This window comes from Citrobacter werkmanii, from assembly GCF_008693645.1.
GTDB classification, from domain to species: domain Bacteria; phylum Pseudomonadota; class Gammaproteobacteria; order Enterobacterales; family Enterobacteriaceae; genus Citrobacter; species Citrobacter werkmanii.
Window position 1 is genome coordinate 1,189,137 of record NZ_CP044101.1, and the last position, 23,839, is coordinate 1,212,975.

General features: G+C 53.1%; 18 protein-coding genes, 2 tRNA genes and 3 rRNA genes. 15 read left to right on the top strand and 8 right to left on the bottom strand.

Translation table 11 applies throughout. The annotated features are described in order from the left end of the window. The first annotated feature begins 16 nt into the window (after nucleotides 1-16). The 5 genes from dnaE (at nucleotide 17) to tilS (ending at nucleotide 8,519) form a co-directional block, all read left to right on the top strand. Nucleotides 17-3,499 (top strand): DNA polymerase III subunit alpha, encoded by a 3,483-nt coding sequence (gene dnaE / locus FOB24_RS06290; RefSeq protein WP_085048274.1) that lies wholly within the window; start codon nucleotides 17-19, stop codon nucleotides 3,497-3,499. A 12-nt stretch (nucleotides 3,500-3,511) separates the two neighbouring features. After that, complete coding sequence (gene accA, locus FOB24_RS06295) at nucleotides 3,512-4,471, top strand: acetyl-CoA carboxylase carboxyl transferase subunit alpha (RefSeq protein WP_038637427.1); 960 nt, start codon at nucleotides 3,512-3,514, stop codon at nucleotides 4,469-4,471. Between the two features lie 99 nt (nucleotides 4,472-4,570). Continuing rightward, nucleotides 4,571-6,709, top strand: a complete 2,139-nt coding sequence (ldcC, locus tag FOB24_RS06300) for a lysine decarboxylase LdcC (RefSeq protein WP_150344673.1) — start codon at nucleotides 4,571-4,573, stop codon at nucleotides 6,707-6,709. A 66-nt stretch (nucleotides 6,710-6,775) separates the two neighbouring features. Continuing rightward, nucleotides 6,776-7,165, top strand: coding sequence for a VOC family protein (locus tag FOB24_RS06305; RefSeq protein ID WP_069324020.1), 390 nt, complete (start codon nucleotides 6,776-6,778; stop codon nucleotides 7,163-7,165). 61 nt (nucleotides 7,166-7,226) lie between these two features. Next, nucleotides 7,227-8,519, top strand: a complete 1,293-nt coding sequence (tilS, locus tag FOB24_RS06310; protein WP_150344674.1) for a tRNA lysidine(34) synthetase TilS — start codon at nucleotides 7,227-7,229, stop codon at nucleotides 8,517-8,519. 83 nt (nucleotides 8,520-8,602) lie between these two features. Here tilS and rof read toward each other — a convergent pair whose 3' ends face one another. After that, complete coding sequence (rof, locus tag FOB24_RS06315; protein ID WP_003018503.1) at nucleotides 8,603-8,863, bottom strand: Rho-binding antiterminator; 261 nt, start codon at nucleotides 8,861-8,863, stop codon at nucleotides 8,603-8,605. Further along, a complete protein-coding gene (locus FOB24_RS06320) occupies nucleotides 8,850-9,050 on the bottom strand; it encodes a YaeP family protein (protein ID WP_024132476.1) in 201 nt (66 codons plus the stop codon). Before FOB24_RS06320 ends, rof begins: the two co-directional genes overlap by 14 nt. Before the next feature lie 189 nt (nucleotides 9,051-9,239). Between FOB24_RS06320 and FOB24_RS06325 the strand changes: the two genes are divergently transcribed. From FOB24_RS06325 to nlpE, 3 genes are read left to right on the top strand one after another with little or no spacing between them, the layout of a single operon-like run. After that, a complete protein-coding gene (locus FOB24_RS06325) occupies nucleotides 9,240-9,785 on the top strand; it encodes a YaeQ family protein (protein WP_150344675.1) in 546 nt (181 codons plus the stop codon). After that, nucleotides 9,782-10,204 (top strand): alternative ribosome rescue aminoacyl-tRNA hydrolase ArfB, encoded by a 423-nt coding sequence (gene arfB, locus FOB24_RS06330; protein WP_150344676.1) that lies wholly within the window; start codon nucleotides 9,782-9,784, stop codon nucleotides 10,202-10,204. The genes FOB24_RS06325 and arfB overlap by 4 nt, the downstream gene beginning before the upstream one ends. A gap of 30 nt (nucleotides 10,205-10,234) precedes the next feature. Beyond that, nucleotides 10,235-10,933 carry an envelope stress response activation lipoprotein NlpE gene (gene nlpE, locus FOB24_RS06335; RefSeq protein ID WP_087857695.1) on the top strand — a complete coding sequence of 233 codons (699 nt, stop codon included), beginning with the start codon at nucleotides 10,235-10,237 and terminating at the stop codon, nucleotides 10,931-10,933. A gap of 43 nt (nucleotides 10,934-10,976) precedes the next feature. Here nlpE and proS read toward each other — a convergent pair whose 3' ends face one another. From proS to metN, 6 genes are all read right to left on the bottom strand, one after another. Continuing rightward, a complete protein-coding gene (proS, locus tag FOB24_RS06340) occupies nucleotides 10,977-12,695 on the bottom strand; it encodes a proline--tRNA ligase (RefSeq protein ID WP_038637453.1) in 1,719 nt (572 codons plus the stop codon). Nucleotides 12,696-12,808: 113 nt separating this feature from the next. Continuing rightward, entirely contained in the window at nucleotides 12,809-13,516 is a 708-nt protein-coding gene (tsaA, locus tag FOB24_RS06345; protein WP_069324015.1) for a tRNA (N6-threonylcarbamoyladenosine(37)-N6)-methyltransferase TrmO, read from the bottom strand. Continuing rightward, nucleotides 13,513-13,917 (bottom strand): Rcs stress response system protein RcsF, encoded by a 405-nt coding sequence (gene rcsF, locus FOB24_RS06350; protein ID WP_016151780.1) that lies wholly within the window; start codon nucleotides 13,915-13,917, stop codon nucleotides 13,513-13,515. The genes tsaA and rcsF overlap by 4 nt, the downstream gene beginning before the upstream one ends. Before the next feature lie 116 nt (nucleotides 13,918-14,033). Then, nucleotides 14,034-14,849 carry a methionine ABC transporter substrate-binding lipoprotein MetQ gene (gene metQ, locus FOB24_RS06355; protein WP_006686809.1) on the bottom strand — a complete coding sequence of 272 codons (816 nt, stop codon included), beginning with the start codon at nucleotides 14,847-14,849 and terminating at the stop codon, nucleotides 14,034-14,036. Nucleotides 14,850-14,893: 44 nt separating this feature from the next. Next, a complete protein-coding gene (locus tag FOB24_RS06360) occupies nucleotides 14,894-15,547 on the bottom strand; it encodes a methionine ABC transporter permease MetI (protein ID WP_006686810.1) in 654 nt (217 codons plus the stop codon). After that, nucleotides 15,540-16,571 (bottom strand): methionine ABC transporter ATP-binding protein MetN, encoded by a 1,032-nt coding sequence (gene metN, locus FOB24_RS06365; RefSeq protein ID WP_038637459.1) that lies wholly within the window; start codon nucleotides 16,569-16,571, stop codon nucleotides 15,540-15,542. The genes FOB24_RS06360 and metN overlap by 8 nt, the downstream gene beginning before the upstream one ends. Nucleotides 16,572-16,760: 189 nt before the next feature. Between metN and gmhB the strand changes: the two genes are divergently transcribed. The 7 genes from gmhB to dkgB all read left to right on the top strand — a co-directional run bounded on the left by gmhB (nucleotide 16,761) and on the right by dkgB (nucleotide 23,820). After that, complete coding sequence (gene gmhB / locus FOB24_RS06370) at nucleotides 16,761-17,327, top strand: D-glycero-beta-D-manno-heptose 1,7-bisphosphate 7-phosphatase (protein WP_038637462.1); 567 nt, start codon at nucleotides 16,761-16,763, stop codon at nucleotides 17,325-17,327. Nucleotides 17,328-17,691: 364 nt separating this feature from the next. Then, nucleotides 17,692-19,231 (top strand): 16S ribosomal RNA (locus tag FOB24_RS06375). Nucleotides 19,232-19,316: 85 nt separating this feature from the next. Beyond that, nucleotides 19,317-19,392: transfer RNA gene (locus FOB24_RS06380), tRNA-Glu, on the top strand. 210 nt (nucleotides 19,393-19,602) lie between these two features. Further along, nucleotides 19,603-22,507: ribosomal RNA gene (locus tag FOB24_RS06385) — 23S ribosomal RNA — on the top strand. A 98-nt stretch (nucleotides 22,508-22,605) separates the two neighbouring features. Next, nucleotides 22,606-22,721, top strand: a 5S ribosomal RNA gene (gene rrf / locus FOB24_RS06390). Together the 16S, 23S and 5S rRNA genes with 2 tRNA genes alongside form the textbook arrangement of a ribosomal RNA operon. Before the next feature lie 54 nt (nucleotides 22,722-22,775). Further along, nucleotides 22,776-22,852, top strand: a tRNA-Asp gene (locus FOB24_RS06395). A gap of 164 nt (nucleotides 22,853-23,016) precedes the next feature. Then, nucleotides 23,017-23,820, top strand: a complete 804-nt coding sequence (gene dkgB, locus FOB24_RS06400; RefSeq protein ID WP_085047760.1) for a 2,5-didehydrogluconate reductase DkgB — start codon at nucleotides 23,017-23,019, stop codon at nucleotides 23,818-23,820. Nucleotides 23,821-23,839: the final 19 nt, after the last annotated feature.

A 23,839-nucleotide genomic window follows, 5' to 3' on the forward strand; every position in this document is an offset into this window, starting at 1 on the left:
TCGAAGGAATCTGAAGATGTCTGAACCACGTTTCGTCCACCTCCGGGTGCACAGCGACTACTCCATGATCGATGGGCTGGCGAAAACCGGGCCGCTGGTGAAGAAGGCGGCCGCGTTAGGCATGCCTGCGCTGGCGATCACCGATTTTACCAACCTGTGTGGTCTGGTGAAGTTTTACGGAGCGGGTCACGGCGCCGGTATTAAGCCTATTGTAGGCGCAGATTTTCATGTCCGCAGTGAACTATTGGGTGATGAACTCACGCAACTCACCGTACTGGCCGCTAACAATACCGGCTATCAGAACCTGACGTTATTGATATCAAAAGCCTATCAGCGCGGTTATGGCGCAGAAGGGCCGGTTATCGACCGCGACTGGCTGGTCGAGCTAAAAGAAGGTTTGATTTTGCTCTCCGGCGGCCGCATGGGCGACGTCGGACGTAGCTTGTTGCGCGGTAATAGCGCCCTGGTTGACGAATGCGTGGCGTTTTACGAAGCGCATTTTCCCAATAGCTACTTCCTTGAGCTGATCCGTACCGGCAGACAAGATGAAGAAAATTATCTGCATGCCGCGGTAGAACTGGCTGAAAGGCGTGGTTTGCCGGTGGTGGCGACCAACGATGTTCGCTTCCTGGAAACCGGCGATTTCGACGCGCATGAAATCCGTGTGGCGATCCACGACGGGTTCACCCTTGACGACCCTAAACGCCCGCGTAACTACTCCGCGCAGCAGTATATGCGTAGCGAAGACGAGATGTGCGAGCTGTTCTCCGATATCCCGGAGGCGCTGCAAAACACCGTCGAAATTGCCAAACGCTGTAACGTCACGGTGCGTTTGGGTGAGTATTTCTTGCCACAGTTCCCGACCGGCGATATGACCACCGAGGATTTCCTCGTGGCGAAGTCGAAAGAGGGGCTGGAACAGCGACTGGAGTTCCTGTTCCCGGATCCGGAAGAGCGCGCCAGGCGCCGTCCGGAATATGATGAACGTCTGGATGTTGAGCTACAGGTTATCAACCAGATGGGGTTCCCGGGCTACTTCCTGATCGTTATGGAATTTATCCAGTGGTCGAAGGATAACGGCGTACCAGTAGGTCCGGGACGTGGTTCCGGCGCAGGCTCGCTGGTGGCCTATGCGCTAAAAATTACCGACCTGGATCCGCTGGAATTTGACCTGCTGTTCGAACGTTTCCTGAACCCGGAACGTGTCTCAATGCCCGACTTCGACGTTGACTTCTGTATGGAGAAACGCGACCAGGTTATTGAACACGTGGCGGATATGTACGGTCGTGATGCGGTTTCGCAGATTATTACTTTCGGTACGATGGCGGCAAAAGCGGTTATCCGAGACGTGGGCCGCGTGCTGGGGCACCCGTACGGCTTCGTGGATCGTATTTCGAAACTGGTGCCGCCCGATCCGGGCATGACGCTGGCGAAAGCCTTCGAAGCTGAACCGCAACTGCCGGAAATCTATGAGGCAGATGAAGAGGTTAAAGCGCTGATCGATATGGCGCGTAAGCTGGAAGGCGTCACGCGTAACGCCGGCAAGCACGCCGGTGGCGTGGTTATCGCTCCGACCAAAATTACCGATTTTGCGCCGCTATACTGCGATGAACAGGGGCTGCACCCGGTTACTCAGTTTGATAAGAACGACGTGGAATACGCCGGCCTGGTGAAGTTCGACTTCCTGGGGCTGCGTACGCTGACCATCATCAACTGGGCGCTGGAGATGATCAACGCCCGCCGTGAAAAGAACGGCGAGCCGCCGCTCGATATCGCGGCCATTCCGCTTGACGATAAGAAAAGCTTCGACATGCTGCAACGCTCGGAAACCACCGCGGTATTCCAGCTTGAATCCCGCGGCATGAAGGATCTGATCAAACGTCTGCAGCCTGACTGCTTCGAAGATATGATCGCACTGGTGGCCTTGTTCCGCCCGGGCCCGCTACAGTCGGGGATGGTAGATAACTTTATCGACCGTAAGCATGGTCGCGAAGAGATTTCCTATCCGGACGTACAATGGCAGCATGAGTGTCTGAAGCCGGTACTGGAGCCAACCTACGGCATTATCCTGTATCAGGAACAGGTTATGCAGATTGCCCAGGAGCTGTCTGGTTACACGCTTGGCGGCGCGGATATGCTGCGTCGTGCGATGGGTAAGAAAAAGCCGGAAGAAATGGCCAAACAGCGCGGCACCTTTGAAGAAGGGGCGAAAAAGCGCGGCGTCGACGGCGAACTGGCGATGAAAATCTTTGACCTGGTGGAGAAATTCGCCGGTTACGGATTTAACAAATCACACTCCGCCGCCTATGCGCTGGTCTCTTACCAGACGCTATGGTTGAAGGCGCATTACCCGGCCGAGTTTATGGCGGCGGTAATGACGGCCGATATGGATAACACCGAGAAAGTGGTCGGGCTGGTGGATGAATGCTGGCGCATGGGGTTAAAAATCCTGCCACCAGACATTAACTCCGGGCTTTACCATTTCCACGTTAACGATGATGGCGAGATTGTTTATGGCATCGGCGCGATAAAAGGCGTGGGTGAAGGGCCAATTGAAGCTATTATTGAGGCGCGCAACGAAGGCGGTTACTTCCGCGAGCTGTTTGATCTCTGTGCGCGTACGGATATCAAAAAACTCAATCGCCGGGTGCTGGAAAAACTGATTATGTCCGGGGCGTTTGACCGCCTTGGCCCACACCGCGCGGCGTTGATGAATTCGTTGAATGATGCGCTAAAAGCCGCCGATCAGCATGCGAAAGCCGAGGCTATTGGCCAGGCTGATATGTTTGGCGTGCTGGCGGAAGAACCCGAACAAATTGAACAGTCTTATGCCAACTGTACACCGTGGCCTGAGCAGGTAGTATTAGACGGTGAGCGTGAAACGTTAGGGCTTTACCTGACGGGACACCCTATCAACCAGTATTTAAAAGAAATTGAGCGCTATGTTGGAGGCCACAGGCTGAAAGACATGCATCCGACAGAACGTGGTAAAGTCACCACGGCTGCGGGGCTCGTCATTGCCGCGCGGGTAATGGTCACCAAGCGCGGCAATCGTATCGGCATCTGTACACTGGATGACCGTTCCGGGCGTCTGGAAGTTATGTTGTTTACCGATGCCCTGGATAAATACCAGCAATTGCTGGAAAAAGACCGCATACTTATCGTCAGCGGACAGGTCAGCTTTGATGACTTCAGCGGCGGGCTTAAAATGATGGCCCGTGAAGTCATGGATATTGACGAAGCCCGGGAAAAATATGCTCGCGGGCTTGCTATCTCGCTGACGGACAGGCAAATTGATGACCAGCTTTTAAACCGACTCCGTCAGTCTCTGGAACCCCACCGCTCGGGGACAATTCCAGTACATCTCTACTATCAGAGGGCGGATGCACGTGCGCGGTTGCGTTTTGGCGCGACGTGGCGTGTCTCTCCGAGCGATCGTTTGCTAAACGATCTCCGCGGCCTTATTGGTTCGGAGCAGGTGGAACTGGAGTTTGACTAATACAGGAATACTATGAGTCTGAATTTCCTTGATTTTGAACAGCCGATTGCAGAGCTGGAAGCAAAAATCGATTCTCTGACTGCGGTTAGCCGTCAGGATGAGAAACTGGATATTAACATCGATGAAGAAGTGCATCGCCTGCGTGAAAAAAGCGTAGAACTGACGCGTAAAATCTTCGCCGATCTTGGCGCATGGCAGGTAGCCCAACTGGCGCGCCATCCACAGCGTCCGTACACCCTGGATTATGTCCGCCTGGCGTTTGATGAATTTGATGAGCTGGCGGGCGATCGTGCCTATGCGGATGACAAAGCTATCGTCGGCGGTATCGCGCGTCTGGATGGCCGTCCGGTGATGATCATTGGTCATCAGAAAGGCCGTGAGACCAAAGAAAAAATTCGTCGTAATTTCGGCATGCCAGCGCCAGAAGGCTATCGCAAAGCGCTGCGTCTGATGGAAATGGCAGAACGTTTCAACATGCCGATCATTACCTTCATCGACACCCCAGGGGCTTACCCGGGTGTGGGCGCGGAAGAACGTGGTCAGTCTGAAGCGATCGCGCGCAACCTGCGTGAAATGTCGCGTCTGAGCGTACCGGTCATCTGCACCGTTATCGGTGAAGGTGGTTCCGGCGGCGCGCTGGCGATCGGCGTAGGCGATAAAGTGAATATGCTGCAATACAGCACCTATTCCGTTATCTCCCCGGAAGGTTGTGCCTCCATTTTGTGGAAAAGCGCTGATAAAGCACCGCTGGCCGCTGAAGCGATGGGCATTATCGCGCCGCGTCTGAAAGAGCTGAAGCTTATCGACTCTATCATTCCTGAACCGCTGGGTGGCGCGCACCGTAACCCGGAAGCCATGGCGGCGTCACTGAAAGCGCAACTGCTGGCCGATCTCGCCGATCTTGATGTGTTAGGTAAAGAAGATCTGAAAAACCGTCGCTACCAGCGTCTGATGAGCTACGGCTACGCATAAGCTACATTAATTCTGAAAAGGGCCACAATGCTGTGGCCCTTTTTTTTACCTGCAGTTTGACCAGGCTATGCTTAACTGAGGTTTTTCCAGGAGGAACGCATGAATATCATTGCCATCATGGGACCGCATGGCGTCTTTTATAAAGATGAGCCCATCAAGGAACTTGAGCGTGCGCTACAACAGCAGGGGTTTCAGATTATCTGGCCGCAGAATAGCGTTGACCTGCTGAAGTTTATCGAACATAACCCGCGAATTTGCGGCGTCATTTTTGACTGGGATGAATACAGTCTGGATCTGTGCAGTGACATCAACCAGCTCAACGAATATCTTCCGCTTTACGCCTTTATTAATACCCATTCAACGATGGATGTCAGCGCTCACGACCTGCGCATGGCGCTGTGGTTTTTTGAGTATGCGCTGGGCCAGTCTGAAGACATTGCCACCCGCATCCGCCAGTACACCAGTGAATATCTGGATAACATTACGCCCCCTTTCACCAAAGCGCTGTTTACCTATGTGAAGGAAGGAAAGTATACCTTTTGCACGCCCGGTCATATGGCGGGAACGGCGTACCAGAAAAGCCCGGTCGGCTGCCTGTTCTATGATTTCTTTGGCGGTAATACGCTGAAAGCCGATGTCTCCATTTCAGTGACCGAGCTGGGCTCGCTGCTGGATCATACCGGCCCGCACCTGGAAGCGGAGGAGTATATCGCGCGCACTTTTGGCGCCGAGCAGAGCTATATGGTAACCAACGGCACGTCCACCTCCAATAAAATTGTTGGTATGTACACCGCACCCACGGGCAGTACGCTGTTGATTGACCGCAACTGTCATAAGTCGTTGGCGCATTTGCTGATGATGAGCGATGTGGTGCCAATCTGGTTGAAGCCGACGCGTAATGCGTTGGGTATTCTGGGCGGTATCCCCCGTCGGGAGTTTAGCCGGGCAAGCATCGAAAGCAAGGTAGAGGAGACCCCTCAGGCGCAATGGCCGGTGCATGCGGTGATCACCAACTCCACCTATGACGGCCTGCTGTATAACACCAACTGGATCAAACAAACGCTGGATGTGCCCTCTATCCATTTTGATTCAGCCTGGGTGCCATATACCCATTTTCATCCGATCTATCAGGGGAAAAGCGGGATGAGCGGTGAGCGCGTGCCGGGGAAGGTGATTTTTGAAACCCAGTCCACCCACAAGATGCTGGCGGCGTTGTCACAGGCTTCTTTGATCCACATTAAGGGCGATTACGACGAAGACACCTTTAACGAAGCCTTTATGATGCACACATCCACTTCGCCGAGTTACCCGATTGTTGCCTCAATAGAAACCGCAGCGGCCATGCTGCGTGGTAATTCCGGTAAGCGGTTAATCAATCGTTCGGTGGAGCGGGCGCTGCATTTTCGTAAAGAAGTGCAGCGGTTGCGTGAAGAGTCGGATGGCTGGTTTTTTGATATCTGGCAACCAGAAAGGGTGGATGAAGCAGAATGCTGGCCGGTAGCGCCCGGTGAAGACTGGCACGGATTTATCGATGCTGACGCCGACCACATGTTTCTTGACCCGGTGAAAGTCACTATTCTGACGCCGGGGATGGATGAACAGGGAAATATGAGTGAAGAGGGGATCCCTGCCGCGCTGGTGGCGAAATTCCTTGATGAACGCGGCGTGGTTGTCGAGAAAACGGGACCGTATAATCTGTTGTTCCTGTTCAGCATCGGCATTGATAAAACCCGGGCGATGGGCCTGCTGCGCGGACTGACGGAATTTAAGCGTTCGTACGATCTGAATTTACGCGTGAAAAACATGCTGCCGGATCTGTATGCTGAAGATCCTGATTTTTATCGTAATATGCGCATTCAGGATCTGGCGCAGGGGATCCATAGGCTTATTCGCCAGCACGATCTTTCCGGGCTGATGCTGCGGGCATTTGATACCTTACCGGAAATGAAAATGACGCCGCATCAGGCCTGGCAGCGGCAGATCAAAGGTGAGGTTGAAACGGTAGCGCTCGATCAACTGGTGGGGCGCGTTTCCGCCAATATGATCCTGCCTTACCCTCCCGGCGTACCGCTCTTGATGCCTGGTGAAATGATCACGGAAAAAAGCCGGGCTGTACTCGATTTCCTGCTGATGCTGTGCTCCGTGGGCCATCATTATCCTGGATTTGAAACCGATATCCATGGCGCTAAACTGGGTGAGGATGGCGTGTATCGTGTGAGAGTCTTAAAAATGGCATAACGACTTGCCTGAACCCATTGAGCGCGAGTAACGTGCTGAAAGAACAAACGAAAGAGGCAAAACGCTATGCTGGGATTAAAACAGGTTCACCATATTGCCATTATTGCGACGGACTACGCGGCGAGTAAGGCATTTTACTGCGATGTGTTGGGCTTCACCCTGATGAGCGAAGCCTACCGGGAAGAGCGAGACTCCTGGAAAGGCGATCTGGCATTGAACGGTCAGTATGTGATTGAGCTCTTTTCTTTCCCATTTCCACCTTGCCGCCCCAGCCGACCGGAAGCCTGTGGTTTACGTCATCTGGCGTTCAGTGTGGATGACGTAGAGAAAGCGATCGCGCATCTGGAAGCGCGCGATGTGAAGTGCGAGCCGATACGCATTGATCCGTTTACCGGCAAACGCTTCACGTTTTTTAACGATCCCGACGGATTACCGCTCGAACTGTATGAGCTGTAAGGCTTGTCATTATGGCGTTAGCCCGGTAACGTGCCGGGCAATGCCATTGTAAGTAACCATCATGACAACACTCACGCTGAACACTTCACTGCTGAATTCTCAATCGATTCTGGTCGCCTTTAGCGGCGGGCTGGACTCCACCGTGCTGCTGCATCAGTTAGTGCTGTGGCGAGCACAACACCCTGAGGTTACGTTGCGCGCAATCCATATTCATCATGGATTAAGTCCCCACGCGGACAACTGGGTGCAGCACTGTGAATCGATATGCGCGCAGTGGCAGGTGCCGCTGGTGGTTGAACGGGTCCGTCTGGAGGATGATGGTCTGGGGATAGAAGCTCAGGCGCGGCGGGCGCGCTATCACGCATTTGCACAGACGTTACTGCCGGGCGAGGTACTGATGACCGCCCAGCATCTGGACGACCAGTGCGAAACTTTTCTGCTGGCCCTTAAGCGTGGCAGTGGTCCTGCCGGGCTGTCCGCCATGGGAGAAAGCTCGCCGTTCGCCGGGACCCGGCTGATCCGACCGCTGCTGGCGCAAACGCGAGAGGCGCTGGAAGGGTGGGCGCGACAGCACCAATTATGTTGGATTGAGGATGAAAGTAATCAGGATGATACCTACGATCGCAATTTCCTCAGATTACGCGTTACCCCGTTGCTGCAACAGCGTTGGCCGCACTTCGCGCAAGCCACGGCCCGCAGCGCCGCGCTGTGCGCCGAGCAGGAGAGCTTACTGGATGAACTGCTTGCCAGCGATTTAGCCGACTGTGTCACTGCTCAGGGCACACTTTTACTGGCACCGCTTATGACGATGAGCAGTGTGCGGCGTGCCGCCCTGCTTCGCCGCTGGCTGGCAGGATTAACTGCGCCAATGCCTTCCCGTGACGCTCTGGAACGTATCTGGCAGGAAGTCGCGCTGGCGCGGGAAGATGCTTCCCCCTGTTTTCGCCTTGGAGAGTTCGACATTCGTCGTTATCAGTCACAGCTGTGGTGGGTGAAATCGGTCGATGGGCAAAGCGAAACCGTCATCCCGTGGACATGCCGGGAAACGCCGTTGACGCTGCCTGCCGGGTTAGGCTCGGTGCAGCTCATCCCTGCTGGCGAATTGCGTATGCCGCAGGCAGATGAAGCCGTCAGCATTCGGTTTAAAGCGCCAGGCGTATTACATATTGTCGGGCGTAACGGTGGACGTAAATTAAAGAAAATCTGGCAGGAGCAGGGGATCCCGCCCTGGCGACGAGATACCACGCCGCTGTTGTTTTACGGCGAAACGCTGATTGCGGCTGCGGGTGTTTTTGTGACGCGTGAGGGAGCAGCAGAAGATAAAGAAGGGGTGAGTCTGGTTTGGCATGCCTGATGGCGATGCGCTTATCCGACCTACATATCGCATGGAAAGTAGGCCGGATAAGGTGCTTGCACCGCCATCCGGCAACAAAAGAATCAGGATTCGCTGACGACCACGGTACCGATTTGCGGGTGGCTGAAGCTGGCAATTTTATCGAGGCGCAGCTCCCGGGTTTCACCTGCGACATCTGCGACCAGATATTCCACGTTTTTGCGTGAAACCAGATCGTTTGCTTTCGCTTGTAAAACTTCGCCATCTTTTAACGCCAACGTCAGTAACAAATGGTGCTGGCAGGCGAGTTCAAGATTGTCGTAATCATCACAGTTGATGGGTTGATACGTTTCATTCATTGACATAATCGCTCACCAGTAAGTTCGCGGCAGCATAGGCCGCTTTTTCCCTGACCGACTCTGAAAGGGCGCTGTCTGCCGCCATTTCATTAAGCACCTTCAATACGCAACCCAGCGCATCCGGGACATACCCTAAGTCTCCGCTGGCGATTTCCGCGTACCGCTTGCGTATTAACTCACAATATTTTTCCACATGCCCTCCTGTCAGCACTCTGACTTAACCGTGGATGCAAGTCTAAGCCTACGAAGATAAACTCTGTTTAGCAAGGTGACTATACCATACTCATTCAGGCAATATCAGCGGCCTTGATAGAGGTGCTGTTAGCAGCCTTTTGCCGCAGTTTTCGCTACAATGAGCGCCTGATTCGAAAGGAGTTCTCAAATGGCGCTTAAAGCGACAATCTATAAAGCTGTAGTCAATGTGGCGGATCTCGACCGCAACCAGTTCCTTGACGCAGCCTTGACGCTGGCGCGTCACCCTTCAGAAACCCAGGAGCGCATGATGCTGCGACTGCTGGCGTGGATTAAATATGCCGATGAACGCCTGCAGTTCACGCGTGGCCTGAGCGCGGAAGATGAACCGGAAGCCTGGCTGCGAAACGACCATCTGGGCATTGATTTATGGATTGAACTCGGCCTGCCGGATGAGCGTCGTATTAAGAAAGCCTGCACTCAGTCTGCTGAGGTGGCCCTGTTTACCTACAACAGCCGTGCGGCCCAGATCTGGTGGCAACAAAACCAGAGTAAGTGCACGCAGTTTAAAAATCTTACCGTGTGGTATCTGGATGACGAACAGCTGGCGCAACTGAGTGAATTTGCTGGTCGCACCATGGCGCTGCAGGCGACGATTCAGGATGGCGCTATCTGGTTGTCCGATTCTCAGAACAATCTGGAAATTCATCTGACCGCGTGGCAGCCGCGTTCATGATTGTTATCTCCCGAAACGTCTCTATCCCTGATAATGAGCTGGAAATCACGGCGATTCGGGCGCAGGGCGCGGGTGGTCAGCACGTTAACAAGACCTCGACGGCCATCCATTTGCGCTTTGACATTCGGGCCTCTGGCCTGCCAGAGTATTATAAGGAACGCCTGCTGGCCGCCAGCCATCATCTGATTAGCGGCGATGCCGTTATTATCATTAAGGCGCAGGAATACCGTAGCCAGGAGCTAAACCGGGAAGCGGCAATCTCCCGGCTGGTGGCGGTGATCAAAGAATTAACCGTAGTGCAAAAAAGCCGACAGGCAACGCGTCCTACGCGCGCTTCGAAAGAGCGTAGGTTGTCATCGAAGGCGCAAAAATCCACAGTGAAGTCACTGCGCGGGAGAGTTCGTCGAACGCAAGACTGACGAGCAGGAATAAAAATTTATAAGGAATTGATAGTGAAAACAGCAATATTGTCCGTCGTCGCTGCATGCACGCTTTTTTCCTTGATCGGCTGTAACAACCGTACTGAAGTCGAAGTACTACAGCCGACACGGGCGGCAGAATTAAAACCGATGCAGCAAAGCTGGCGAGGCATCCTGCCTTGCGCGGACTGCGAAGGGATTGAAACTTCTCTGTTCCTCGAAAAAGACGGAACATGGGTGATGAACGAACGTTATCAGGGGGTGAGGGATGAACCGTCGTCCTTTGCCTCTTATGGAACATGGGCGCGCACTGCGGATAAGCTGGTGCTGACCGACAGTAAAGGTGAAAAGTCGTACTATCGTGCTAAAGGCGAAGCGCTGGAAATGCTCGATCGTGAAGGTAATCCGATTGAGTCGCAGTTCAACTACACCCTTCAGCCCGTTTCCGCTAGCTTACCGGTGACGCCAATGCCGATGCGGGGCATGTACTTCTATATGGCTGACGCAGCTATCTTTACCGACTGCGCAACGGGTAAACGGATGCCGGTGGCGAATAACGCCCAGCTTGAGCGTGACTATTTAGCCGCGCGCGCGGAAAACGGGCAATCCGTATTGCTGACGCTGGAAGCGCATTTTACACTGGAGGCGAACCCGGACACTGGCGAGAAAGTGAAAACGCTGATGGCGGATAAAGATGCGAAATTTATCCCCGGTAAAGGGTGTAATTAATTGATGAAAAAAAGGCCCTGATTATCAGGGCCTTTTGCTGATATTAGCCTTTAATGGCTTTTACCAGGTAGTCGACGATGTCGCCCGTTTTAATCAACTGCTTCTCGCCGTTACGACGGTATTTGTATTCGATATCGTCGTTGTCGAGGTTACGGTCGCCCAGCACGATAGTGTGCGGAATACCGATCAGTTCCATATCGGCAAACATCACGCCCGGACGCTCTTTACGGTCGTCCATCAGCACTTCAATGCCCTGCGCGCGCAGCTCAGCGTACAGCTTTTCAGCCAGTTCCTGCACGCGGTAGGACTTATGCATGTTCATCGGCAGAATCGCGACCTGGAACGGGGCAATGGCGTCTGGCCATACGATACCGCGATCGTCATAGTTCTGTTCGATAGCAGCAGCAACCACGCGAGTGACCCCGATACCGTAGCAACCCATGGTCAGGATCTGGTTACGGCCATCTTCGCCCTGAACGGCGGCTTTCATCGCTTCAGAGTACTTGGTGCCCAACTGGAAGATGTGACCCACTTCGATGCCGCGTTTAATCAGCAGCGTACCCTGGCCATCCGGACTCGGGTCGCCAGCGACTACGTTACGGATGTCCGCAACTTCCGGGGTGGCAACATCACGATCCCAGTTGATACCGAAATAGTGCTTACCGTCGATGTTGGCGCCGGCGGCGAAGTCGCTCATCACGGCAACGGTACGGTCGATAACGACCGGAATTGGCATGTTCACCGGACCCAGAGAACCCGGACCCGCTTTCACCAGTGCGCGAATCTCTTCTTCGGTGGCGAAGGTCAGCGGGCTGGCAACCTGCGGCAGTTTTTCCGCTTTGACTTCGTTCAGCTCGTGATCGCCGCGAACCAGCAGCGCAATCAACGGAGACTTGCTGCCTTCAACCGCTTTCACCAGCAGGGTTTTTACGGTTTTCTCGATCGGCAGGTTGAACTGCTCAACCAGCTCGGCGATGGTTTTGGCGTTTGGCGTATCGACCAGCGTCATCTCCTGCGTTGCTGCCGCACGCGGCTCTTTTGGCGCAACGGCTTCGGCAAACTCGATATTCGCTGCATAATCGGAGGTGTCGGAGAAGATCACATCGTCTTCGCCGCTCTGCGCCAGCACCTGGAATTCGTGAGAGGCGCTACCGCCGATAGAACCGGTATCCGCTTGTACCGCACGGAAATCGAGACCCATACGGCTGAAGATCTTGCTGTACGCTGCGTACATCGCGTCGTAGGTCTCCTGCAGGGATTCCTGAGAGGTATGGAAAGAGTAGGCATCTTTCATCAGGAATTCGCGGGAACGCATCACGCCGAAGCGCGGACGAACTTCGTCACGGAATTTAGTCTGGATCTGGTAGAAGTTCAGCGGCAGCTGTTTGTAAGAGCTCAGCTCGTTACGAATCAGGTCGGTGATCACTTCTTCATGCGTTGGGCCAAGGACGAACGGGCGATCGCCACGGTCAGCAATACGCAGCAGTTCCGGGCCGTATTGTTCCCAACGGCCACTCTCTTGCCACAGCTCAGAGGGCTGAACGACCGGCATCAACACCTCGATCGCACCGGCGTTGTTCATCTCTTCACGCACGATGTTTTCGACTTTTTTCAGGACGCGCACGCCGGTCGGCAGCCAGGTGTATAACCCGGAGGCCAGCTTGCGGATCATCCCGGCGCGCAGCATCAGCTGATGGCTGATGACTTCGGCGTCGGCAGGTGTCTCCTTCAGAGTGGAGAGCAGATATTGGCTAGTACGCATGTTGTTACGGTTCCAGTTGAACGATCGAACAGGCTCAAGACGAGCCTGGCACAAAACAAAAGTGGTTTAGTTTACCAGCGAGAAAGGGATGTCAAAAGAGTACGCGACGCAAATTAGCGGGCTTCCAGAGCAAAGACCTCAAATCCTGACGGCATAACGCGCCAGCGGACGTTAAAGTCCAGCAGCCAAACGGCGTAGGTTTTGCCTTCTTCCTCGTTTTTACGGTAGGCAGGACGGGGATCCTGCGCCAGCACTTCGGCAATAAACTGGCGAAGATGCGGATAACGTTTTTCCAGCCCAGCCAGTTGCCCGGCGATCTCTTCACTGAACGACACATCTACGCTGGCCTGCGGTGCATCCTGAGCATAGCTGGCGCGAGCATCGGGCAGCGATTCGGCAAATGGCAGATACGGTTTAATATCCACAACCGGCGTACCATCGACAAGATCCAGCCCGCCGAGCTCAAGGATGACGTGCTCTTTGTGGCAGCGGATACCTCGAAGCTCAACCAAAGACATGCCAACAGGGTTAGGACGAAACGTTGAACGCGTGGCGAAGACACCCATTCTGGCGTTGCCGCCAAGACGGGGAGGGCGCACGGTTGGACGCCATCCTCCTTCCATTGTCTGATGAAAAACAAAAATCACCCACAAATGGCTGAAGGCTTCCAGGCCGCGAACAGCTTCGGCCTGGTTATAGGGAGCGAGCAAATGCAGTTCGCCGCTGGCACTTTTCACCAGACCTGGCTGGCGTGGAACGGCGAACTTTTCTTTATAAGGTGAGCGGATAACGCCTATTTGCTCGAACTGAAAATGACTCATTTCGCCGAAATGTTCAGTGCAGAACCAATGCAAACCGCCTGACGATAGCAACCTGGCGTCCCGCTGGTGACTTCGCAACTGTGCAGCAATACCGCATTCGCTTTCATTTTAGAGGCGTTAATCTGCATGCGTTTACGTGCGGTTGGGATGCTCGGAGGGGAATCCTGGTTAGATGCCTGGCAGGATTCGCCGCTGACTTCGCCGAGATCGCGGAACGGTTTACCCACTAAATCTTCGGCGTTAGTAATGATTCTTACCGGCGCCGCGCGCGGTGCTTTTGGTTTTTCCGGCTCCGCTTTTGGCGGGGTAGCGGTGCTTTGAACGGGTTCAACAGGGGATCTGCTTAACATAGAACAGCCGCTCAGCATGAGTGCTACTAAACAGATCGGTAAAGCACGCATAATATTTCCTCAATGAATGATCTAAACGTCAGATATTGAATCAGGTGCTTGCATAAATGACAAGACGGGCAAGCGCCCGTCCTGATGATATTACAGATTCTGGAAACAGCCTAAAATTACCAGCCCTTAACAGCACCGCCGTTGAAGACTTTGTTCGCTGCTTCGTACACTTCGTCAGACTGGTAGGCCTGCACGAATTTCTTCACGTTCTCAGCATCTTTGTTGTCTTCACGGGTCACGATCAGGTTTACGTACGGAGAATCTTTATCTTCAACAAAGATACCGTCTTTTGCCGGGGTCAGGCCAATCTGGCTGGCGTAGGTGGTGTTGATGACCGCCAGGGCGATTTGCGCATCGTCCAATGAACGCGGCAGCTGCGGCGCTTCCAGTTCAACCAGCTTCAGGTTTTTCGGGTTTTCAATCACGTCCAGCGCGGTCGGCAGCAGGCCAACACCGTCTTTCAGTTTGATTAAGCCCACTTTTTGCAGCAGCAGCAGCGAGCGGCCGAGGTTAGTCGGGTCGTTTGGAATCGCGACCTGAGAACCTTCCTGCAGCTCATCCAGTGATTTGATTTTTTTGGAATAGCCCGCAATCGGGTAAACAAAAGTATTGCCCGCGGCAACCAGCTTGTAACCACGATCTTTAATCTGCTGATCCAGGTACGGTTTGTGCTGGAAGGCGTTAGCATCAATGTCGCCTTTGCTCAGCGCTTCGTTAGGCAGGACGTAATCGTTAAACGTGACCAGCTCAACGTCCAGACCGTATTTTTCTTTTGCCACTTTCTGCGCGACTTCTGCAACCTGTTGCTCTGCGCCAACAATAACGCCCACTTTGATGTGGTTAGGATCTTTTTCATCCTGACCGCAACCCACAAGTGCCAGAGAACCGATCAGGGCTCCAACTGCCGCAAAGGTTTTGAATTTGAACGCCATGCTTATTTCCTTTTCTTAATGAGTTTTTAGTGTTGTGTGCAACGTTATTTGTGCGTGACAACCCGGACGATGCGATCGCCGGATAACTGAATTAAATAAACCAGAACGACGAGCAATACCAGTACTGTATTCATCACGGTAGCGTTGTAGCCGATATAACCGTACTGGTAGCCAATCTGTCCCAGACCACCTGCGCCGACGGCACCGCCCATCGCGGAATAGCCAACCAACGTGATGAGCGTGATGGTGGCGGCATTGACCAGACCCGGCAGCGCTTCTGGCAGTAATACCTTACGTACAATCTGCAACGGCGTGGCGCCCATCGCACGGGAGGCTTCAATCAGCCCGGTCGGGATTTCCAGCAGCGCGTTTTCCACCATACGGGCGATAAACGGCGCGGCGCCGACGGTCAGCGGGACGATAGCGGCCTGCAGCCCAATAGAGGTACCCACAATCATGCGGGTGAATGGAATCATCCACACCAGCAAAATAATGAATGGGATGGAACGGAAAATATTTACCAGCGCAGAGAGCGTACGGTAAAGCTTAGCGTTCTCAATGATTTGCCCAGGACGCGTAACGTACAGCAATACGCCAACCGGCAGGCCAATGACAAAACCAAAAAAACCGGACACAAAGGTCATTGCCAGCGTTTCCCATACGCCGCGAACCAGCAGCCACATCATCGGCTCAGACATAACCCAGTACCTCTACTTTTACATGGTGTTCCTGCAGCCAGTTAATGGCTGCTTGTGTATCTTCCTGTGTGCCGTGCATTTCAGTCAGCATAATGCCGAACTTCACGCCGCCGGCATAATCCATCTGCGCGCTAATAATGTTGTTATTCACATTAAAGCGACGGGCCGTCTCAGAGAGTAATGGCGCATCGACCGAATGACCGGTGAACTCCATGCGCAGCATTGGCACGCTGTCGGCTTGCGGCTCTGCTTTTAAACGTTCCAGATAATCTTCCGGGATATCCAGATGTAGAGTGGACTGGATAAACTTCTGTGCCAGCGGCGTTTTCGGGTGAGAGAAGACTTCGCTGACGGTGTCCTGTTCAATCAGTTCACCATTGCTGATGACCGCCACGCAGTCACAAATGCGTTTTACAACGTCCATCTCATGGGTAATCAGCAGAATGGTGAGACCCAGACGACGGTTAATGTCTTTCAGCAGTTCCAGAATCGAACGCGTGGTTGCCGGGTCGAGTGCGCTGGTGGCTTCATCGCAGAGCAACACTTTGGGATTACTTGCCAGCGCGCGGGCGATCGCCACTCGCTGTTTTTGTCCACCGGAAAGGTTGGCCGGATAGCTATCGTGCTTGTCGCCAAGGCCAACTAAATCCAGCAGTTCTGTTACACGGCGTTTGATCTCTTCCTTTGGCGTGTTATCCAGTTCCAGCGGCAGCGCAACGTTGCCAAACACGGTACGGGAAGAGAGCAGGTTAAAGTGTTGGAAAATCATGCCGATTTGACGGCGAGCTTTGGTCAACTCGGACTCTGAAAGCGTTGTCAGCTCCTGACCGCCGACCTGAACGCTGCCTTCGGTTGGGCGTTCAAGTAAGTTAACGCAGCGGATAAGCGTACTTTTACCGGCACCGGAGGCGCCAATGACGCCGTAAATCTGCCCGGCGGGAACATGCAGGCTGACATTATTTAGCGCCTGAATGGTGCGAGTCCCCTGCTGGAACACTTTGGTGATATTCGAAAGTTTAATCATTGGTTATTTATTATCGTAATTAAGTTAGCCGTGGCATTTTCGTCTGTCTGGGACGGTCAAGGCCGTCAACAAGATGGATGTTAAGGCATCCAGACGTCTAAATCAATCTAGCTTTGCACGATGAGCACTTTCTTGCCCGCCGAAACATGCGATACTAGAGCCACATGCCTTATTCAGGAGCTATAAAAGGTGGCAAAGTCTGTACCCGCAATTTTTCTCGACCGTGACGGCACCATTAATGTGGACCACGGTTACGTACATGAGATTGATGAGTTCGAGTTTATCGACGGCGTTATTGATGCCATGCGTGAACTTAAAAATATGGGTTACGCGCTAATTGTGGTGACGAACCAGTCTGGTATCGCGCGCGGTAAATTTACCGAGGCACAGTTTGAAACGTTGACCGAATGGATGGACTGGTCGCTGGCCGATCGCGACGTTGATCTGGATGGTATCTACTATTGCCCGCACCATCCGCAGGGTACCGTAGAAGAGTATCGTCAGGTCTGCGATTGCCGTAAGCCGCATCCCGGGATGTTGATCTCCGCTCGCGACTTCCTGCACATCGATATGGCTGCTTCTTATATGGTAGGCGACAAAATAGAAGATATGCAGGCGGCAGCAGCGGCGAATGTTGGAACCAAGGTACTGGTGCGCACGGGCAAACCCGTCACGCCGGAAGCAGAAAATGCGGCAGATTTGGTTATAAATAGTCTGGCAGACCTGCCAAAGGCGATAAAAAAGCAGCAAAAGTAAGCGTTGTGGATAAAAGGTGAGCGGTTGGAACGAAAATGCATTTTTCCGCTTGTCTTCCTGAGTCGACTCCCTATAATGCGCCTCCATCGACACGGCGGATGTGAATCACTTCACACAAACAGCCCGGTCGGTTGAAGAGAAAAACCTGAAAATGAGGGTTGACTCTGAAAGAGGAAAGCGTAATATACGCCACCTCGCGACAGAGCGCCAAAGCGCGTCGCAACTGCTCTTTAACAATTTATCAGACAATCTGTGTGGGCACTCGAGGATACGGATTCTTAACGTCGCAAGACGAAAAATGAATACCAAGTCTCTGAGTGAACACGTAATTCATTACGAAGTTTAATTCACGAGCATCAAACTTAAATTGAAGAGTTTGATCATGGCTCAGATTGAACGCTGGCGGCAGGCCTAACACATGCAAGTCGAACGGTAGCACAGAGAGCTTGCTCTCGGGTGACGAGTGGCGGACGGGTGAGTAATGTCTGGGAAACTGCCCGATGGAGGGGGATAACTACTGGAAACGGTAGCTAATACCGCATAATGTCGCAAGACCAAAGAGGGGGACCTTCGGGCCTCTTGCCATCGGATGTGCCCAGATGGGATTAGCTAGTAGGTGGGGTAACGGCTTACCTAGGCGACGATCCCTAGCTGGTCTGAGAGGATGACCAGCCACACTGGAACTGAGACACGGTCCAGACTCCTACGGGAGGCAGCAGTGGGGAATATTGCACAATGGGCGCAAGCCTGATGCAGCCATGCCGCGTGTATGAAGAAGGCCTTCGGGTTGTAAAGTACTTTCAGCGAGGAGGAAGGCGTTGTGGTTAATAACCACAGCGATTGACGTTACTCGCAGAAGAAGCACCGGCTAACTCCGTGCCAGCAGCCGCGGTAATACGGAGGGTGCAAGCGTTAATCGGAATTACTGGGCGTAAAGCGCACGCAGGCGGTCTGTCAAGTCGGATGTGAAATCCCCGGGCTCAACCTGGGAACTGCATCCGAAACTGGCAGGCTAGAGTCTTGTAGAGGGGGGTAGAATTCCAGGTGTAGCGGTGAAATGCGTAGAGATCTGGAGGAATACCGGTGGCGAAGGCGGCCCCCTGGACAAAGACTGACGCTCAGGTGCGAAAGCGTGGGGAGCAAACAGGATTAGATACCCTGGTAGTCCACGCCGTAAACGATGTCGACTTGGAGGTTGTGCCCTTGAGGCGTGGCTTCCGGAGCTAACGCGTTAAGTCGACCGCCTGGGGAGTACGGCCGCAAGGTTAAAACTCAAATGAATTGACGGGGGCCCGCACAAGCGGTGGAGCATGTGGTTTAATTCGATGCAACGCGAAGAACCTTACCTACTCTTGACATCCAGAGAACTTAGCAGAGATGCTTTGGTGCCTTCGGGAACTCTGAGACAGGTGCTGCATGGCTGTCGTCAGCTCGTGTTGTGAAATGTTGGGTTAAGTCCCGCAACGAGCGCAACCCTTATCCTTTGTTGCCAGCGGTCCGGCCGGGAACTCAAAGGAGACTGCCAGTGATAAACTGGAGGAAGGTGGGGATGACGTCAAGTCATCATGGCCCTTACGAGTAGGGCTACACACGTGCTACAATGGCATATACAAAGAGAAGCGACCTCGCGAGAGCAAGCGGACCTCATAAAGTATGTCGTAGTCCGGATTGGAGTCTGCAACTCGACTCCATGAAGTCGGAATCGCTAGTAATCGTGGATCAGAATGCCACGGTGAATACGTTCCCGGGCCTTGTACACACCGCCCGTCACACCATGGGAGTGGGTTGCAAAAGAAGTAGGTAGCTTAACCTTCGGGAGGGCGCTTACCACTTTGTGATTCATGACTGGGGTGAAGTCGTAACAAGGTAACCGTAGGGGAACCTGCGGTTGGATCACCTCCTTACCTTAAAGAAACGTTCTTTGCAGTGCTCACACAGATTGTCTGATGAAAAGTGAATAGCAAGGCGTCTTGCGATTGAGACTTCAGTGTCCCCTTCGTCTAGAGGCCCAGGACACCGCCCTTTCACGGCGGTAACAGGGGTTCGAATCCCCTAGGGGACGCCACTTGCTGGTTCGTGAGTGAAAGACGCGTACCCTGATATCTCAAAACTGGCTTGCGAGTCATGTTTGAGATATTTGCTCTTTAAAAATCTGGATCAAGCTGAAAATTGAAACGACACACTGTTTCATTTCTCCGTAAACAAGAAATGAAAAGCGGTGTGTTCGAGTCTCTCAAATTTTTGCAATCAGAAGTGAAACATCTTCGGGTTGTGAGGTTAAGCGACTAAGCGTACACGGTGGATGCCCTGGCAGTCAGAGGCGATGAAGGACGTGCTAATCTGCGATAAGCGCCGGTAAGGTGATATGAACCGTTATAACCGGCGATTTCCGAATGGGGAAACCCAGTGTGATTCGTCACACTATCATTACGTGAATACATAGCGTAATGAAGCGAACCGGGGGAACTGAAACATCTAAGTACCCCGAGGAAAAGAAATCAACCGAGATTCCCCCAGTAGCGGCGAGCGAACGGGGAGCAGCCCAGAGTCTGAATCAGCATGTGTGTTAGTGGAACGGTCTGGAAAGTCCGACGGTACAGGGTGATAGTCCCGTACACAAAAATGCACAGGTTGTGAACTCGAAGAGTAGGGCGGGACACGTGGTATCCTGTCTGAATATGGGGGGACCATCCTCCAAGGCTAAATACTCCTGACTGACCGATAGTGAACCAGTACCGTGAGGGAAAGGCGAAAAGAACCCCGGCGAGGGGAGTGAAAAAGAACCTGAAACCGTGTACGTACAAGCAGTGGGAGCACCTTCGGGTGTGACTGCGTACCTTTTGTATAATGGGTCAGCGACTTATATTCTGTAGCAAGGTTAACCGTATAGGGGAGCCGAAGGGAAACCGAGTCTTAACTGGGCGTTAAGTTGCAGGGTATAGACCCGAAACCCGGTGATCTAGCCATGGGCAGGTTGAAGGTTGGGTAACACTAACTGGAGGACCGAACCGACTAATGTTGAAAAATTAGCGGATGACTTGTGGCTGGGGGTGAAAGGCCAATCAAACCGGGAGATAGCTGGTTCTCCCCGAAAGCTATTTAGGTAGCGCCTCGTGAATTCATCTTCGGGGGTAGAGCACTGTTTCGGCTAGGGGGTCATCCCGACTTACCAACCCGATGCAAACTGCGAATACCGAAGAATGTTATCACGGGAGACACACGGCGGGTGCTAACGTCCGTCGTGAAGAGGGAAACAACCCAGACCGCCAGCTAAGGTCCCAAAGTCATGGTTAAGTGGGAAACGATGTGGGAAGGCACAGACAGCCAGGATGTTGGCTTAGAAGCAGCCATCATTTAAAGAAAGCGTAATAGCTCACTGGTCGAGTCGGCCTGCGCGGAAGATGTAACGGGGCTAAACCATGCACCGAAGCTGCGGCAGCGACACTATGTGTTGTTGGGTAGGGGAGCGTTCTGTAAGCCGTTGAAGGTGGCCTGTGAGGGTTGCTGGAGGTATCAGAAGTGCGAATGCTGACATAAGTAACGATAATGCGGGTGAAAAACCCGCACGCCGGAAGACCAAGGGTTCCTGTCCAACGTTAATCGGGGCAGGGTGAGTCGACCCCTAAGGCGAGGCCGAAAGGCGTAGTCGATGGGAAACAGGTTAATATTCCTGTACTTGGTGTTACTGCGAAGGGGGGACGGAGAAGGCTATGTCGGCCGGGCGACGGTTGTCCCGGTTTAAGCATGTAGGCGGAGGTTCCAGGTAAATCCGGTACCTTTTAACGCTGAGGTGTGATGACGAGGCACTACGGTGCTGAAGTGACAAATGCCCTGCTTCCAGGAAAAGCCTCTAAGCATCAGGTAACACGAAATCGTACCCCAAACCGACACAGGTGGTCAGGTAGAGAATACCAAGGCGCTTGAGAGAACTCGGGTGAAGGAACTAGGCAAAATGGTGCCGTAACTTCGGGAGAAGGCACGCTGATAGGTAGGTGAAGTGATTTACTCATGGAGCTGAAATCAGTCGAAGATACCAGCTGGCTGCAACTGTTTATTAAAAACACAGCACTGTGCAAACACGAAAGTGGACGTATACGGTGTGACGCCTGCCCGGTGCCGGAAGGTTAATTGATGGGGTTATCCGTAAGGAGAAGCTCTTGATCGAAGCCCCGGTAAACGGCGGCCGTAACTATAACGGTCCTAAGGTAGCGAAATTCCTTGTCGGGTAAGTTCCGACCTGCACGAATGGCGTAATGATGGCCAGGCTGTCTCCACCCGAGACTCAGTGAAATTGAACTCGCTGTGAAGATGCAGTGTACCCGCGGCAAGACGGAAAGACCCCGTGAACCTTTACTATAGCTTGACACTGAACACTGGTCCTTGATGTGTAGGATAGGTGGGAGGCTTTGAAGTGTGGACGCCAGTCTGCATGGAGCCATCCTTGAAATACCACCCTTTAATGGCTGGTGTTCTAACGTGGGCCCGTAATCCGGGTTGCGGACAGTGTCTGGTGGGTAGTTTGACTGGGGCGGTCTCCTCCCAAAGAGTAACGGAGGAGCACGAAGGTTAGCTAATCCTGGTCGGACATCAGGAGGTTAGTGCAAAGGCATAAGCTAGCTTGACTGCGAGAGTGACGGCTCGAGCAGGTGCGAAAGCAGGTCTTAGTGATCCGGTGGTTCTGAATGGAAGGGCCATCGCTCAACGGATAAAAGGTACTCCGGGGATAACAGGCTGATACCGCCCAAGAGTTCATATCGACGGCGGTGTTTGGCACCTCGATGTCGGCTCATCACATCCTGGGGCTGAAGTAGGTCCCAAGGGTATGGCTGTTCGCCATTTAAAGTGGTACGCGAGCTGGGTTTAGAACGTCGTGAGACAGTTCGGTCCCTATCTGCCGTGGGCGCTGGAGAATTGAGGGGGGCTGCTCCTAGTACGAGAGGACCGGAGTGGACGCATCACTGGTGTTCGGGTTGTCATGCCAATGGCACTGCCCGGTAGCTAAATGCGGAAGAGATAAGTGCTGAAAGCATCTAAGCACGAAACTTGCCCCGAGATGAGTTCTCCCTGAGACTTTGAGTCTCCTGAAGGAACGTTGAAGACGACGACGTTGATAGGTCGGGTGTGTAAGTGTAGCGATACATTGAGCTAACCGATACTAATGAACCGTGAGGCTTAACCTTACAACGCCGAAGATGTTTTGGCGGATTTGAGAAGACAGATTTTCAGCCTGATACAGATAAGATTAACCGGCGAAAAGCGGGTTAATAAACAGAATTTGCCTGGCGGCTGTAGCGCGGTGGTCCCACCTGACCCCATGCCGAACTCAGAAGTGAAACGCCGTAGCGCCGATGGTAGTGTGGGGTCTCCCCATGCGAGAGTAGGGAACTGCCAGGCATCAAATTGCAGTAAACCGGGATGAAAATCCGGGTGGTGACAAAGAAATTCGGTGGAGCGGTAGTTCAGTTGGTTAGAATACCTGCCTGTCACGCAGGGGGTCGCGGGTTCGAGTCCCGTCCGTTCCGCCACTTATTAAGAGCCCTGAGCTAACGCTCAGGGCTTTTTCTTTGCCTGCGATTTAATTATTGCTAAATTCGCAAAAATCCTCTGCATTTTTCATTCTTTTTCTATAAAGCGCTGAAGTTCATAATCCTCTCCGTAAACGAACATTGTGATTAAAAAGAGGAATTTCATGACTATCCCTGCATTCGGTTTAGGTACTTTTCGCCTGAAAGACGACGTGGTTATCGCTTCTGTTAAAACGGCGCTAGAGCTGGGCTACCGTGCTGTCGACACTGCGCAAATCTATGATAATGAAGCGGCTGTTGGCCAGGCGATTGCTGAGAGCGGCGTACCACGTAGCGAGCTGTATATCACCACCAAGATCTGGATTGAAAACCTTAGCAAAGACAAGTTGATCCCAAGCCTGAAAGAGAGCCTGAAAAAACTTCGTACGGATTATGTCGATCTGACGCTAATCCACTGGCCATCTCCGGGTGACGCCGTATCTGTCGAAGAATGTATGCAGGCATTGCTTGAAGCTAAAGAACAAGGGCTGACTCGCGAAATTGGCATTTCAAACTTCACCATTCCGCTGATGGAAAAAGCCATTGCTACAGTGGGCGTGGAGAACATCGCCACTAACCAGATTGAACTGTCTCCGTATCTGCAGAGCCGTCGGGTGGTTGACTGGGCGAAAGCGCACGGTATCCACATCACCTCTTACATGACGCTGGCTTATGGTAAAGCGCTGAAAGATGAGGTGATTGCGCGCATCGCCGCAAAACATAATGCGACTTCGGCACAGGTTATCCTGGCATGGGCAATGGGAGAAGGTTACTCAGTAATCCCTTCTTCCACCAAGCGTGAAAACCTGGCAAGTAACCTACTGGCACTGGAACTGCATCTGGATGCCGAAGATAGAGCAGCGATCGCGGCACTGGATTGCAACGATCGCCTGGTTAGCCCGGAAGGTCTGGCCCCTGAGTGGGATTAATTGCCTGACCCTTTGTACC